Source organism: Bradyrhizobium sp. JR4.3, assembly GCF_040547695.1.
GTDB classification, from domain to species: Bacteria; Pseudomonadota; Alphaproteobacteria; order Rhizobiales; family Xanthobacteraceae; genus Bradyrhizobium; species Bradyrhizobium canariense.
Genome location: NZ_JBEPQF010000029.1, coordinates 61,894 through 75,961, shown reverse-complemented (window position 1 = coordinate 75,961; position 14,068 = coordinate 61,894). Strand labels below are relative to the sequence as shown.

Annotated in this window: 9 protein-coding genes; 5 read left to right on the top strand and 4 right to left on the bottom strand. The window is 64.7% G+C overall.

The genetic code is table 11. The annotated features are described in order from the left end of the window. The first annotated feature begins 223 nt into the window (after window positions 1-223). Window positions 224-1,168: a LysR family transcriptional regulator gene (locus ABIB91_RS32370; protein ID WP_354170493.1), complete on the top strand. Its 945-nt coding sequence runs from the start codon at window positions 224-226 to the stop codon at window positions 1,166-1,168. Window positions 1,169-1,251: 83 nt separating this feature from the next. Here ABIB91_RS32370 and ABIB91_RS32365 read toward each other — a convergent pair whose 3' ends face one another. Beyond that, the gene (locus ABIB91_RS32365) at window positions 1,252-1,602 is read right to left on the bottom strand and encodes a RidA family protein (RefSeq protein WP_354170495.1); all 351 of its coding nucleotides are present in this window, start codon (window positions 1,600-1,602) and stop codon (window positions 1,252-1,254) included. A gap of 326 nt (window positions 1,603-1,928) precedes the next feature. Here ABIB91_RS32365 and ABIB91_RS32360 point away from each other — a divergent pair, with 326 nt between their 5' ends. Then, window positions 1,929-4,250, top strand: coding sequence for a molybdopterin guanine dinucleotide-containing S/N-oxide reductase (locus ABIB91_RS32360; RefSeq protein WP_354170497.1), 2,322 nt, complete (start codon window positions 1,929-1,931; stop codon window positions 4,248-4,250). 82 nt (window positions 4,251-4,332) lie between these two features. On the opposite strand, the gene ABIB91_RS32355 is transcribed toward ABIB91_RS32360, so the two are convergent. Further along, entirely contained in the window at window positions 4,333-5,316 is a 984-nt protein-coding gene (locus ABIB91_RS32355; protein WP_354170499.1) for a helix-turn-helix domain-containing protein, read from the bottom strand. Between the two features lie 353 nt (window positions 5,317-5,669). Between ABIB91_RS32355 and ABIB91_RS32350 the strand changes: the two genes are divergently transcribed. Continuing rightward, window positions 5,670-8,552 carry an ATP-binding protein gene (locus ABIB91_RS32350; RefSeq protein WP_354170501.1) on the top strand — a complete coding sequence of 961 codons (2,883 nt, stop codon included), beginning with the start codon at window positions 5,670-5,672 and terminating at the stop codon, window positions 8,550-8,552. 27 nt (window positions 8,553-8,579) lie between these two features. Here the strand turns inward: ABIB91_RS32350 and ABIB91_RS32345 are convergent, their stop codons facing one another. Together ABIB91_RS32345 and ABIB91_RS32340 are read right to left on the bottom strand one after the other, a co-directional pair. Next, window positions 8,580-9,287, bottom strand: coding sequence for a hypothetical protein (locus tag ABIB91_RS32345; protein ID WP_219683101.1), 708 nt, complete (start codon window positions 9,285-9,287; stop codon window positions 8,580-8,582). 118 nt (window positions 9,288-9,405) lie between these two features. Next, window positions 9,406-12,249, bottom strand: coding sequence for an ATP-binding protein (locus ABIB91_RS32340; RefSeq protein ID WP_354170504.1), 2,844 nt, complete (start codon window positions 12,247-12,249; stop codon window positions 9,406-9,408). A 331-nt stretch (window positions 12,250-12,580) separates the two neighbouring features. On the opposite strand from ABIB91_RS32340, the gene ABIB91_RS32335 reads away from it, so the two are divergent. Together ABIB91_RS32335 and ABIB91_RS32330 are read left to right on the top strand one after the other, a co-directional pair. Next, window positions 12,581-13,252 (top strand): sensor histidine kinase, encoded by a 672-nt coding sequence (locus tag ABIB91_RS32335; RefSeq protein WP_007601283.1) that lies wholly within the window; start codon window positions 12,581-12,583, stop codon window positions 13,250-13,252. A gap of 33 nt (window positions 13,253-13,285) precedes the next feature. Further along, window positions 13,286-14,011 carry a VOC family protein gene (locus ABIB91_RS32330; RefSeq protein ID WP_354170506.1) on the top strand — a complete coding sequence of 242 codons (726 nt, stop codon included), beginning with the start codon at window positions 13,286-13,288 and terminating at the stop codon, window positions 14,009-14,011. Window positions 14,012-14,068 lie beyond the last annotated feature (57 nt).

The window sequence follows — 14,068 nt, the reverse complement described above, 5'->3', positions numbered from 1 at the left end:
CTCCTCCAGGTCGTGGCTGAGCCGGCCTGATTGCCAGCGCCGCGGTGACCGGGAAGTACGAAGCGCACCACGCCGCCGGGAGGGCCGTGGGCTCGATAGGTCCCATCGACGACGTCGATATCGAAAGGCGGTCAGCCCAGCTTTTCAGACCGCCATTTTGGCTCTACCTCTCTCATCGCGGCTCGTTCGGCCGCGATCATGTGCTTTGAACGGAGGAAGACCGATGCCGGATGCGGAACACGGTCCAGGTCGGCTGGCCGACGACACCGATCTCGCCGAGATCGACCTCGGCCTATTGCTCGCCCTGGAGGCTCTGCTGCGCGAGCGGAACGTCACGCGCGCGGCGTCGCGCCTGAACATCGGTCAGCCCGCGCTATCGGCTCGATTGAACCGGCTGCGACAGGTCTTTGCCGACCCCTTGTTCGTGCCCGCGGCGGCGGGCCGCGGCGTGGTGCCGACGACGAGAGCGGTGGAGCTGCAGGCGGAGCTGGCAGACGTGCTCGGCAAGCTCCGTCGCATGGTCGAGGGACCGGCCGTATTCGACCCGGTCCACAGCCAGCGCACCTTTGTCGTTGCCATCCACGAGAATCCAGCCGTGACGCTGGCGCCCGGATTCGTCGCGCGGTTGACCTCCACGGCCGCACGGGCGCGGCTAGCCTTCGTCCATCCGACGCGCGACGTTGTCGATCGGCTTGAACGGGGCGAGATCGACATTCTGGTGACGGGGGCTGATGGGGCACACGGCGATCTGATGCAGCGCCCGCTTTTCGAGGACAGCTTCCTCTCCGCGCAGCGCAAAGGTCACCCGCGCGGCCACGGGCCGCTTGATCTCGATGGTTTTTGCGCGCTCGACCATCTGTTGATCTCCGCCGACGGTGGCGGCTTTTCTGGTCTGGTCGACGACGCACTCGCCGGGCTAGGCCGTTCCCGACGCGTCGCCGTCTCGATTCAAACCTATGCGCTGGCGCCGGTCATCCTTGCCCACAGCGACTGCATCTGCACCCTTCCGCGACGTTTTCTGATGCGATTTTCCCACGAGCTCGATCTTACATCGCCGCCGCTCGATCTGCCGCCGGCGCGCATCGTTGCGCTGTGGCATCCGCGCAATCAGGAGGACGGAGCTCATGCTTGGCTACGTGAGTGCCTGTACCAGGCGGCCGCCTCGTGATTCGACTTGCCTCAACCGCCACCAAGTCACGCATTTTGGGGCTGATGATCGTCGGGACCTCTCGACCAGCGGATTCCGTGCCACTATTGTCGAGCGGCGATGGCCGTGATCTCGAGTTTGACGCCAGGACCGAGATCGGCCACGCCGATTGCGGCGCGCGCCGGCAGATGAGCCTCTGCAAAATGCGCCTTCCAGGCCGCATTGAACTCTGGCTTTTCCTTGAGGCTCGCCATGTAGATGGTCACTTGCAAGACGTTGCTCAGATCGGATCCGAGGGTATTGAGCAACTGCGCCAACTGCCCGAGGACATCGTTGGCCTGGCCCGACATATCGAGGCTCGTGTCCTCGGGGACGATTCCACCGATGTAAAGCACGCCATTGTGCTCGACCACTTCGTGGAGCAGACCTTCGTAAGGCAATTCGCGCTTGATCATGATGGGACCGATGTTGCTGTGTGACGGGCGGGATATTGCACATTTCAATGTCAGTGTCGTCGCAAGAGATCTCGCGCCAAGTCTTGCCGGAAAACGGACCGCACGGCCCTGAATGCAGACGGCTAAGACGTTGAAAATAAAAGCACAAACTGGTCGAAAAATCGCCGCCGGTCGTCCCTGCGAACGTTCGCCAATCTGTCTTTGCACGAGCGCCCGGCATTTTCGCCGGCCCTGACCCGACGACATCGAAGCGCGGATCGCTATACTGCGACCCGGATTATCGGTGCGGCCGGGACAGTGCCGCGACCGGAACAAGGAATGCGACGATGGACGATACGATTGGCTTCCCCGACCCCGGCCTCGACCTGTCCGACGGCTTCAAGCCGCACACCTCGCATTGGGGCGTGTTCTCGGCACGTCAAGGCGAGGCCGGGCTCGAGGTCAGGGCCTATGCGGGCGATCCCGATCCGAACGGCATCATCGGCAATTTTCCCGGCGCGCTGCGCCATCAGGCGCGCATCACCCAACCTGCGATCCGCCGCGGCTGGCTCGAACGCGGTCCCGGTCCGGACGATCGCCGCGGCCGCGACGAATTCGTCTCCGTCAGCTGGGAGAAGGCGCTCGATCTGCTCGGCGACGAGCTGGCACGCATCCGTGACACGCGCGGCCCCGGCGCGGTGTTCGGCGGCTCCTATGGCTGGTCGAGCGCGGGCCGCTTCCACCACGCCCAGAGCCAGGTGCATCGCTTCCTCAACATCGCCTTGGGCGGATATGTGCGTTCGGTGAACTCCTATTCCTCCGGCGCGTCCTCGGTGCTGCTGCCGCAGATCTTGGCAGGCTACGAGGACATCACCAAGCGCAACGTCACCTGGGAGCAGATCGCGGCCGATACCGACATCGTGCTGGCGTTCGGCGGCATGGCGCTGAAGAACTCGATGGTCGCAGGCGGCTCGATCAGCAAGCATGTCGAGCGCGGCGCGATGGAAGCTGCGCGCCGCCGCGGCTGCGAGTTCATCCTGGTCAGCCCGCTGCGCGAAGACCTGCCTGTCGAGGCCGGCGCCGAATGGATGACGTGCGTGCCCGGCACCGACACCGCGCTGATGCTCGGCATCGTTCATACGCTGGTTGCGGAGAACCTGCAAGACCAGGCTTTCCTCGATCGCTACACCGAGGGCTGGCCGGTCTTCCTGCGCTATCTCACCGGTGACAGCGACGGCCAACCCAAGCACGCCGAATGGGCCGCAGCGATCTGCGGCGTCGACGCAAATACGATCCGCACACTTGCGCGCCGGCTCGCCGGCAAGCGTGCGCTCATTACTGTCTCCCATTCGCTCCAGCGCGCCGAGCATGGCGAGCAGCCGGTGTGGATGGGCATGGTGCTGGCGGCAGCGCTCGGCCAGATCGGCCTCTCCGGCGGCGGCTACGCCTATTCGTTGGGGGCGATCGGCTATTACGGCCGCCGCGTCAACGACGTGCCGGGGCCGACACTGGGGCAGGGCCGCAACGCTGTCCGCGATTTCATTCCGGTGGCGCGCATCGCCGACATGCTGCTCAATCCCTGCGGCACCTATCGCTACAACGGCGAGACGCGCACCTATCCGGATATCCGCCTCGTCTACTGGGCCGGCGGCAATCCCTTCCATCACCACCAGGACATCAATCGCCTGCGCAAGGCGTTTGCGAAAGTCGACACGCTGGTCGTGCACGAACTCGCATGGACTGCTACGGCCCGGCATGCCGACATCGTGCTGCCCTCGACGATGACGCTCGAACGCGAAGACATCGGCTATTCCAGCAACGATCCCCTCATGGTCGCCATGCACCGGATCGCCGAGCCGTTCGGCCTTGCGCGCGACGACTACGAAATCTTTGCCGATCTCGCCGACCGTCTCGGCGCGCGCGAACCCTTCACCGAGGGGCGGACGTCACGGCAGTGGCTGGAACATCTTTATGAGCCGACCCGCGCCTCGCTCGAAGCGCGCGGTTTGGAGGCGCCGAGCTTCGAAGAGTTCTGGCGGCGCGGCAGCCTGGTCGTGCCGCAGCAGCCCGACGACGGTGGCCGGCTGCGCCGCTTCCGCGACGATCCCGTCAATCACGCTTTGCCGACGCCGAGCGGTCGCATCGAAATATTCTCTGCCAAGATCGCGGCTCATGGCGATGCGGATTGTCCGGGCCATCCGGTCTGGCTGGAGAAGTCCGATATGCCGAAGCCGGGGGCGCCGTGCTTCCTGGTCGCCAACCAGCCGGTGACGCGTCTGCATAGCCAGCTCGATTTCGGCGGACATTCGCTTCAAAGCAAGCATCGCGGTCGCGAGGTCGCGCGCATGAACCCGCGGGATGCTGACGCGCGCGGGATCAAGCACGGCGACATCATTCGGCTGTTCAACGCGCGCGGCGCCTGTCTCGCCGCAGTCCACGTTACCGACGGCATCGCGCCCGGCGTGGTTCAGCTGCCGACCGGCGCCTGGTACGACCCGATGGACCCCGAAGACGACGCGCCGCTCTGCGTGCACGGCAATCCGAACGTGCTCACCCGCGACGTCGGCACCTCGTCCTTCGCGCAGGGCTGCACCGGCCAGCTCACGACAGTCGAGGTCGAGAAGTTCACCGGCAATCTGCCGCCGATCCGGGCTTTCGATCCGGGGTAGAAAAAAGGGGCCGCCCTGTGTGCGGGCAGGGACGGCCCCGAGTGGCTCGCAGGCCCGGGAGGATGAGGGCGCGAGCGAATGCTTAGGCGGCTGCGCTGATCCAGTCTCTCTCGGTCGAAGGATGACGCGGCGGGAGTGCTTGCACCTCTCGCCGTTCGCCCTTGCTGGCGAGGCGCCAGCGTGCCGGGGATTGATCGCTGATGCGCTTGAAGACGGTCGAAAAATGCGCCTGCGTGCTGAAGCCGACCGCAAGCGCAATCTCCGCCAGCGGCCGTTCGGTGGTGGCCAGCAGCGTCTTGGCGTGCTCGATCCGGTGATTGAGCAGATATTCTCGGGGCCGGTAACCGGTCGCGGCGCGGAATTGCGCCGCAAAGTGCATTCTGGACAGGCCGGCGACATTGGCGAGTTCGGACAGGCTAATGCAGCGGTGGAAATGATCGGCGACATATTGCTCGACCCGCCGCAGCCGCCATTTCGGCAAGGCATTGACCCTGGCGCGTGGCAATTCCAGACGTGCGAGATGCATCGCAAGGGTCTGGCCGATGCAGCGCGTGAACTCGTGGTCCGCGGCGTCGCCAAGTTCGATCAGCGCCTTGGCAAGCTCGGCTGCGAGCGGATCGCGCAACAGGACGAGGTCATTCAATCCCTCGGTCCCGGAAAATTGTGCCGGAAATTGATCCGCGGAGATGTAAAAGTGCAAGAAGGCGCATGGCGACTGGAATTGCACGGCGAGGGGCTTCGACGGCGCGGTGAGATACAGTGTGCCCGCGGGCATGGTCCCGTCGAAAATGACCTGGCGATCCCGGGTCAGTTTCGCGCGCGTGGTCTTGAGGGCGATGCCGACGAAATAGCGATCCTCAGGGGTCGTCGCTTCGTGCGACGAGGTGCTCCGCGGGTCTTCCCATCGCGAGATCGCGATGTCCTTGGCGGCCACCCCCGCGCGCGGATCGACCTGACGCCATTGACGCTCGCGAATGATCGCTTGTGTTGCCTGAGGTATCTCGCAATCCGCCGAGGCGCCCGGAAATTCAATCCAGGCATCACTTGCCTGCAAATTGGTCAACATCGTTCGTCCTCTCCGGGCGTTCTCCGCTGTTTGCAACCAGCAAACGCGCAAAGCCCTGCTTTCCATGTTGAGAGGATAGGCGTGAGCTGACCTGCAAGCTCGTTAGTGGTGATTAGGATGTGTTAGTTTTTGTGGGAGCGCATCAGGTGCGGCATCCCGTCTCAGGAAGCGTCCTTTTTGTACAATTTATCAGATATTTGCGCATCCCCGGCTCGACATAGGAGAGCGCCGGACATCGCGTGGAGATCGACGCGGCGGCGTGAGTTCCGTGGTTTGCCCTCGCTGGACCTCGCACTGGCGCGGGGTATAGTCGCGCCGCATTTCGATGGAGCGGCCGTCAGGATGAGTCAGAAGTGACCGAGCTCTCGGCAGGACATGGCCCCCGCAGCAGCGACGCCGCGGCGATCCCAGATTTCGATGCCGTCGCGTTCGGGCCATTTTCGCTTCGGTCGCGGCTGCTGGAGAGGGATGGCTTGCCGGTCAGGCTCGGCAGCCGCGCGACGGATATTTTGCGCCTGCTGGTCAGTCGCGCCGGCGAAGTGGTCCCGAAGGACGAAATTCTCGGCTATGCGTGGTCCGGACTTTCCGTCGAGGAGGTCAGCCTGCGCGTCCATGTCGCGGAGCTGCGCAAGGTGCTCGGCGACGGAAAGGATGGTGCCCGCTACATCACCAACATCCCGGGCCGGGGCTATTGCTTTGTCGCCCCCGTGCGGCGTGGCGAACGCGCGGAGCTGGCTGCGCCGCCGTCGCGTGCGCCTGGAAGGACTGCGCCGCCACCTTCGCTGCCGCGCCGATTGGACCGGATGGTCGGGCGGGAGGACGCTGTGGCCGAGTTGGCGGCCCGCTTGCTCCGCGATCGCTTCGTCACGTTGCGAGGGCCGGGCGGCATCGGTAAGACCACTGTTGCGACCGCGCTCGCGCATGAGATGTGCGATAGCTTCGACGGCAATGTCCATTTTCTCGAATTCGGTCCGCTCAAGGACGCGGCCCTGGTCGCGAGCACGGTTGCCGCCGCCTTGGGCCTCGTCGTGCACCATGATGATCCCTCGGCCAGCATCGTCAATTTCCTGCGGGGCCGCCGGCTGCTTCTCGTGCTCGACAGCTGCGAGCACGTCATCGAGGAGGTCGCGCGGCTTGCAGAAAACATCTACCGGGAGGCGCCCGGCATCGTCATCCTCGCAACCAGCCGCGAGTCGCTGCTGGTGGAAGGCGAGCAGATTTTCGAGCTCGTTTCGCTTCCTGGTCCGCCGCAGGGCACCCGCCTCAGCGCCGGCGAGGTGCTGGCTTATCCCGCCGTGCGCCTGTTCGTCGATCGCGCCGTCGCGGCCGGGCATCGCGACGACATCACCGACGAGGATGCCGAAGTCCTGGCCCGGATTTGCGGCAAGCTCGACGGCATCGCACTGGCGATCGAGCTGGCTGCCGCACGCGTCGGTCTCTATGGACTGCGCGAGATGGCGGCACTGCTCGACAATCGGTTGCAGCTCGAATGGCGCGGGCGGCGAACGGCGCCGCCGCGGCAGCAGACGCTCGGTGCGACGCTCGACTGGAGTTTCGGTCTGATCGGCGAGAGCGAGCGGATCGTATTTCAGCGCCTCGCCGTCTTCGCAGGTCACTTCACGTTGAAGGGTGTGATAGCGGTCGCGGCCGGGGCAGAGATGCCGGAGGATCGCGCCGTCGAGGCCCTGGAGCAACTCGTGGTGAAGTCGCTGATTTCCACCCAGCCGGACGGCGCATCGCGGCGCTATCGCCTGCTCGACGCAACGCGCGCCTATGCCCTGCAGAAACTGGCCGATGGCGGACAGCTGGCCGAGATCGCGCGCCGTCACGCTCTCTATGTCCAATGCACGCTCGAAGCGGGCATGAAGGATGAGGGCAGCAATCATGCCTCACGTTTGCAGGAACGCGCGAGCCTGCTCGCCGATGCCCGCGCTGCGCTGCAATGGGCTTATGCCAACGACGAGGGCGCCGGCTTGCGCGTGCCGCTCGCCGGCAGCTGCACAAGGCTCTTCGTCGAACTCAATTTGCTCAACGAGGCGCGCATCTGGTCCGATCGCGCCTTCGCAATGCTCGACGAGGCCGACCGGGGCGGCGCATGGGAGCTCGAACTTCAGTCGACGCTCGGTCACGCCTTGATGTTCACCGAGCGCAACAGCGAGCAGGCGGAAGCGGCGCTCAGGCGCGGGCTGGAAATAGCGGAAGCGCTTTCCGATCACGCCAACACATTCAGGTTGTTGTCCCGGCTCAACATGTTCTACCGCCGGACCGGTCGCTATCGGCATCTGGTGCCGACTGCGCTTCACGCCGAGCGGATTGCCCGCGTCATCGGCGATACCGCGGGGATCGCCGGGAGCAAAGCGCTGCTCGGCGTGTCATATCACCTCACCGGAGACCAGGCCGCGGCGCAAGCCCATCTCGACCAGGGCCTGCGCGACGACGCTGCGCTCCGCGGGACCCAACCCGGGCATTTCGCCTATTCACGCACACCGCAGATTCCGCTTGCGCGCGTGCTATGGCTGCGCGGCTTTCCCGATCGTGCGCTTGAATGCATCCGGCCGCTAGTCGGCGCTTCAGCGCCGCATGACGTGGTCATGCATTGTATCGCATTATGCTGGTCCGCCTCGGTGTTCGGCTGGCTCGGCGACTGGTTGTCAGTTGAGGCCATGACCGATCGCCTGGCCGCGCATGCGAGCATGCACGGACTCGTGCCCTACGAAGCCGTCGCGACGGGTTTTCGGGCACAGAGCATGATCGCTCGGGGCGAGGTGGCCGGCGGCGTCGACCTGATGCGGAGTGCGCTTCCACGCCTGCATGCCGATCGCTACGAACTCTATGCCTCGGCGTTCGCCGCGGATCTGTCTCGGGGCCTGGTCAGCTTGGGACAATTGACGCAAGGCATTCAGGTTCTTCACGAAACCATTCTGCGGGTCGAGCACGAAGGCGGCGCCTTCGACATGCCCGAGCTGCTCCGTCTGCGGGGAGAGCTGGAGGCCCATGGCGGCAATCCCGACGCGGCCGAGGCGGATCTTGTCGCCTCGATCTCGCTCGCCGAACAGCAGGGCGCGTTATCCTGGCGGCTGCGAGCCGAGATGTCGCTGGCGAGCCTTCGAATCCGGCAGCGTGTGCAAATTCCGCTCGAACAGCTCGCTCGAACCTATGCCCGGTTCACGGAGGGGTTCGAGACCGCCGATCTCAGGGCAGCGCGGCGCATGTTGAACGAGCCGGCGGCCCGGTGAAGTCGAAGCGATTTTTTGCGCGGGCCGCTACTCGAAGACGGCGTCAAAGATCTCGACGTCCATCAGTACGGGCTTGGCGACCACTGTTCCGTCGGGCCGCAGCGTCTGCGCGCGTCGGAGCGTCGGCACCACGATGCCGCCGAAGCTGTCATGGGCCCAGGAGTAGTGCGCGACCTTCATCCCGAACAGATCGTGATCGGTCCGACGTTGCAACGCGTTATCGTCGAAATAGAAGATCTGCTCGGGCGCGAGCGTGATCAGGCCCGGAGGGAACTGCGCCCGCAACCGCCGCCATGACTCGTTGTTCTCCTGCCACGGTGGCAGCTCCTCCACCACCACGTCGGGATGGGCGAGCAGGAATGGATTGGTCAGATAATTCCAGATCGCGACGCCGCAGAAGAAGACGAGATGCAGTTCGTCCGCCAGCGTAGGCGAACCGGCCTCGGTGAACGCAACGCTTGGATTGCGCCAGGTCCTGAGGACCTCACCCTCGAGGCTTTCGATCGTGATCGCGTCCGGCTGAAACGAGCCGGAATGTTCCCCTCCGGTGATGCCGGTGAAGCGGACCGACTGCGTGCGGGTCGAGCCCTCCGCCGTCACGTCCTTGAATTCGCTGGCATGTCCGGTGCTGGAGAACAGCGTTCCGGCAACGGAGAGGTGAAGCGTGAACCGGCTCAAGCTATTCCAGCGGGCCATTCCGCCGCTGGCATCAATTACATCGTCAAGAAGCGCCATGTCCCGCCATATCCACCGTGAAGTGCCAGCACCATGGCGGGGCGGATGCGGCTTGGCGTGTTAGAAGTTGTTAGGAGTTGCGAGCGCGCAGCATGGCAGTATCTCATTGAAGATACTCTCAATTCAGCGCGCCCAGGAGCTCCCTGGCGGCGACGAGATCACGGGTCTGGAGGCCCTCTTGGTAGCGCGCGACGAGCGGGGCGAGCAGGGCGCGCGCGTCTCCGGCTTTTCCGGCCTGGCGCCAGAACCGGCCGAGACTGATTGCCCCCCGCAGCTCCCAGCCGAGCGCGCATTGGCGGCGTGACAGATCGAGCGAATCCCGGAAGCAGCTCTCGGCCTCCGCGGCATTGCCCGACCGGGCGAGGATATCGCCCTTGACCCTCAACATCTCGGGCATGTCGAAGGATTCGCCATGATCGGGGATCTCTGCGATGGCATCATTGATGGTCTGCAAGGCTTCGTCGGCCTGGTTCTGCGCCACGAGTCCCTCCGCGAGCGCGGTCGCAAACACCGTCGTCATGATCCGGTGTCGCGTTGCGTACAGCGTGGCCTGGCTGCGGCGGAGGTGCTCGATGCTGGCGGTGACGTCGCCGCGGCGAAGCAGCAGCTCACCCTTCTGGCCGATGCCGACCGCATGATAGGGGCCGAGGAAGTGCCGCGCCGAATGATCGATCAGCCGCTCGATCAGGATTTCCGCATTCGCCAGGTCGCCGACCCAGAGGAACACGTAGATGGTCCAGATCAAGGAAATACCGAGAGTGAGCGGTTGCTCGAGCAGCTCGGCTTCGCGAATGGTGTATCGGGACGCCTCGATCGCACGATCGGGCCGGCCGGTGAGCCAAAGCCCGCGCGCGAGCGCCACCAGTGCGACGATGCGGTCGTCATAGCCGAGATGCCCGATATTCAGCCGCTGCGAGCCGGGATTATGCAACATCGCGCTCTCGCAGAGCTGCACCGCCTTGTCCTGGTTGCCGATTAAATGATGGGCGACGCCCAGCATCCATTCGACGTTCAGCGTGCTGGCGGGATCGTTCAGCTTCCGCGCGACGCTCTCGCCCTGTTCGCCGGTTCCGAGTGCTCCGTGAAAATCCCCGACCCTGGTCAGGTAGATGTGTAATCCGCGCAGCAGCCAGAGCTGCCAGTGCAGATCCTGGAGCTCTCGGGCAAGCTGGAGACTGCGCGTGAACGCCGAGCGGACCGCTTCGGTATTGCCCTGCGTGAACATCGCGGAGACGCCGAGCGCGGCGTGCAAGATCATTTCATTGCGGCCATCCACCGCGCTCGCGTCGAGGGACGCCAGCGCCTGCTGGGTCCAGCGGTAGCATTCCGTCAGCAATGTCAGCTCAAGGAAGAACTGGGCTGCCGAAGCCGCGAGATCCACGCCGATCGTTCGGTCCCCGCCGTCCGAAAAGCTCCAGGTCAGCGCGGCCCGAACATTGGGCAGGTGGTCGGCACAGGGAAGAAAGCCGCCGGCACTCTGCATGCCCGTGGATTTGAGCGCAATGTCGCGCAGGAAATCGCGGAAATATTCGGCGTGGGCGCGTGCGACGCGGTCCGCTTCGCCGTTCTCGACGAGCTTGTCCGCGACGAAGGCACGTGTGGTGTCGAGCAGGCGATAGCGCAGCCGCCGCTCCGCAGGCGAGGTCGCGATCAGCGATTTGGAAAGCAGATTGGAGATCGCCTCAGCGGCTTCCGCCTCGCCGATGCCTTGACAGGATGCGACCGCTAGCGCGGCTTCCAGGGTGAACGGCCCGACGAACGTTGATAATCCGCGCAGCGTTGCGCTTTCGTTTGCCGGCAGCAAATCATAGCTCCAGGCGAGCGCCGCACTCAGGGTGTGGTGCCGCGGCACAGCGGTGCGCCGACCGCGCCATAGCAGCGAGAAACGGCTGTCGAGCAGCGAGGCGGTCCCGGCAATGCCGTAGGCGTTCACACGCCCGGCCGCGAGCTCGATCGCGAGCGCGATGCCGTCCAGCCGACGGCAGATCTCGGCGACGAGCGGCGCATCCTCTTCGCTGAGCTCGAATTCGCTCAGGCTCTCTGCAATGCGTTCCACGAAGAGCTGAGTTGCGGGATAGGCAAGGATGTCGGCGATGCCGAGCCCGTCGCGCTGTGGCGGGCAATCCAGTGGAAACAGCCGATGGACACGCTCACCGTCGGCGCGGAAGGATTCGCGGCTGGTGGCGAGAATATGCAGCCCGCCCGCTTCCCGGACGATGCGTTCGGCCAGGGGGGCGAGATCGTCGAGGATGTGCTCGCAACTGTCGAAGACCAGCAGCATCCGCCGGCTGCGCAGGAATGTCAGCAACCCCGGCATCGGGTCGTCGGAATTGACTGTAAGGCCCAGCGCGGCCGCAATCGTTCCCGCAACGAGCCGCGTCTCCCTGAGTGCGCCGAAATCGACAAAACACACCTGGCCGCCGAAGGCCTGGAGTTCGCCATGCGCCACCGCCAGTGCGACCGAAGTCTTGCCGATCCCGCCGGGGCCGACGATCGTGACGAAGCGATGCAAGGCAAGCTCGGCGGAAATTCTCGCGACCGCATCGTCCCGCCCGATCATCTTCGCGAGCGGCGAGGGCAGCGAGCGCGGCGCAGCGACGGGCAGGCTGGTCCGGTTCTCCGATGGGGCAGCCCGGAGCAGCGCGGCCGTGAAGCAATAACCCCGCCCGGGGACGTTGACGACGTAGCGGGAGCCTTCGCCCGGATCGCCCAACGCCTTGCGCAGTGTCGTGATGTGAAAGCGCAGGCTGCCTTCGTCCACATTCACGTCGGCCCAGACGCGCCGGATCAACTCACGCTTGTCCACGACCTCCCCGGCGCGCTCGGCCAGAAAAACGAGAATATCGAGCGCACGGCCGCCGAGGTGAACCGGGGCGCCGTCCTTCTCGAGCAGCCGCGTCTTTGCGAACAGCCGGAATGGCCCGAAAGCAATGGCCGAATCCTGGTCGTTAGTGTCCGGCACGGGCCAATCATTCCAGTGAGAGCTGAACTCTGCACTTTGATTTAGCAGAAGGGAACCCCGAGTAAACTGGGCGAAAGTGGCGAAATCGCGTGGGGCGCCGGCAATTGGCCGTCGCGCGCGACGATCCGTCGCAAATTGTACTCAAACGCGAGCATCTTGCGAAGCGATAGGGGCAGCCCGGCGGCGCGCTTGACCGCCCAGCTCACGGCTTGGAGTCCCCGTCGTCGCACCGCCATCATAACAAAATCTTGCAACGTCTAACGAGCAATGCACGCGAACTGCATCCAGTATCCGTTCCGAGTTTGACGTTAATTCCAACGGGGAGGCGACGATGTCCGGTATCAACGCTCGGCCGAATGACGACGTCGTTCGATCTCAGCTTGTGGCCAGTTTAGACGATCAGTCGCGTGACTGGCAGCTCGTGCTGCGGGAATCCCACCATCGGATGAAGAACACGCTGACGATACTGGGTGCGTCAGTCCGCCGCGATTTCACCCGGGCAGGCACCAGGGACGTGTCGCTTGCCGCGGACCGGCTCGAGCGGCGCATCGTCGCCTTCGGCAGGCTCTATCAACTCTTGTCCGACAATGACGATCATACGGCGATCCCGGTGGCGGCCTTCTTCGAAAATTTGTGCGGAGCGATTTCCGAGGCCGTGCTGGAGCCCGCGGGCATCCGCTGCGAGGCGGCGATCGAAAACGGGACCCTACCGGCATCGCAATGCCATCGGCTCGCGCTGATGCTGACGGAGCTGGTGACGAATGCGGCCAAGCACGCCTTCCCGAACAGGAATGATGCAATGATCCGCATCGAGATAGCCAATCGTGACGGCGCCTGGTTCTGCACGGTATTAGACAACGGGATCGGCGCGACCGGGCCGCTTCAGGGCACAGGCAGCCGGATTCTCGAAGGACTCGCACGCAGCATTCGCGCCCGGCTGCAGGGCGAGGCGGGAGAAGACGGCACACGTGTAACGATCGTGATGCCGATCGCAGCTGCTTGAAGTTCGTCTTCGATCCAACCCAGGGAGTTCGACATGGCCACTACCGAAATCGACCGCGACGCCGCGGCCAAGTCTTCCAAGAACCCTTCCAACAAGTCTGCGAGCAAGCCTTCGACATCGCCTAGAATTGATCAGAGGCTCGAGGTGATCGTGATCCCCGTGTCCGATGTCGATCGCGCCAAGGCCTTCTACGCGCGTCTCGGTTGGCGACTTGACGCCGATTTTGCCTCCGGCAATGACTGGCGCGTGATCCAGTTCACGCCGCCAGGCTCGGCCTGCTCGGTGATCTTCGGCAGGAACGTGACCGCGGCAGCGCCGGGCTCGGCGCGAGGCTTGTACCTGATCGTCTCCGATCTGGAGGCGGCGCGAAAGGATCTGCTCGGCCGCGGCATCGAGGTCAGCGCTCCATTCCATGGTGCCGGCGATGTCCACGCCGGAACCGACGAGCCTTATCTCTCCGGCAGCGTTCGGGTTAGCGGTGCTGACCCGAAGCGCGGCAGCTACGGCTCATTTGCCTCGTTCAGCGATCCCGACGGCAATGGCTGGTTGTTCCAGGAGGTCACCACGCGATTGCCGGGACGGATCGCGGGCGACGGCACGACATTCGCTTCGCAGGCTGCGTTGGCCGCAGCACTGCGCCGCGCGGCGGCGGCACATGGCGAGCACGAAAAGCGGACCGGCGGGCACGATGAGAACTGGGCCGATTGGTACGCCGATTATATCGTCCGCGAGCAGGCGGGCCAGCCGCTGCCATCCTGAGCTGGACGGCGGCTTCTCGACTGATGCAAGCCGACGCGGCGCGCGATGACTGAGCTC

Excerpts from the sequence above, each read along its gene's own strand:
- ABIB91_RS32360 (WP_354170497.1), top strand. The coding sequence starts at position 1,929 with ATGGACGATACGATTGGCTTCCCCGACCCCGGCCTCGACCTGTCCGAC.
- ABIB91_RS32335 (WP_007601283.1), top strand. The coding sequence starts at position 12,581 with ATGTCCGGTATCAACGCTCGGCCGAATGACGACGTCGTTCGATCTCAG.
- ABIB91_RS32345 (WP_219683101.1), bottom strand. The coding sequence starts at position 9,287 with ATGGCGCTTCTTGACGATGTAATTGATGCCAGCGGCGGAATGGCCCGC.
- ABIB91_RS32330 (WP_354170506.1), top strand. The coding sequence starts at position 13,286 with ATGGCCACTACCGAAATCGACCGCGACGCCGCGGCCAAGTCTTCCAAG.
- ABIB91_RS32355 (WP_354170499.1), bottom strand. The coding sequence starts at position 5,316 with ATGTTGACCAATTTGCAGGCAAGTGATGCCTGGATTGAATTTCCGGGC.
- ABIB91_RS32365 (WP_354170495.1), bottom strand. The coding sequence starts at position 1,602 with ATGATCAAGCGCGAATTGCCTTACGAAGGTCTGCTCCACGAAGTGGTC.
- ABIB91_RS32370 (WP_354170493.1), top strand. The coding sequence starts at position 224 with ATGCCGGATGCGGAACACGGTCCAGGTCGGCTGGCCGACGACACCGAT.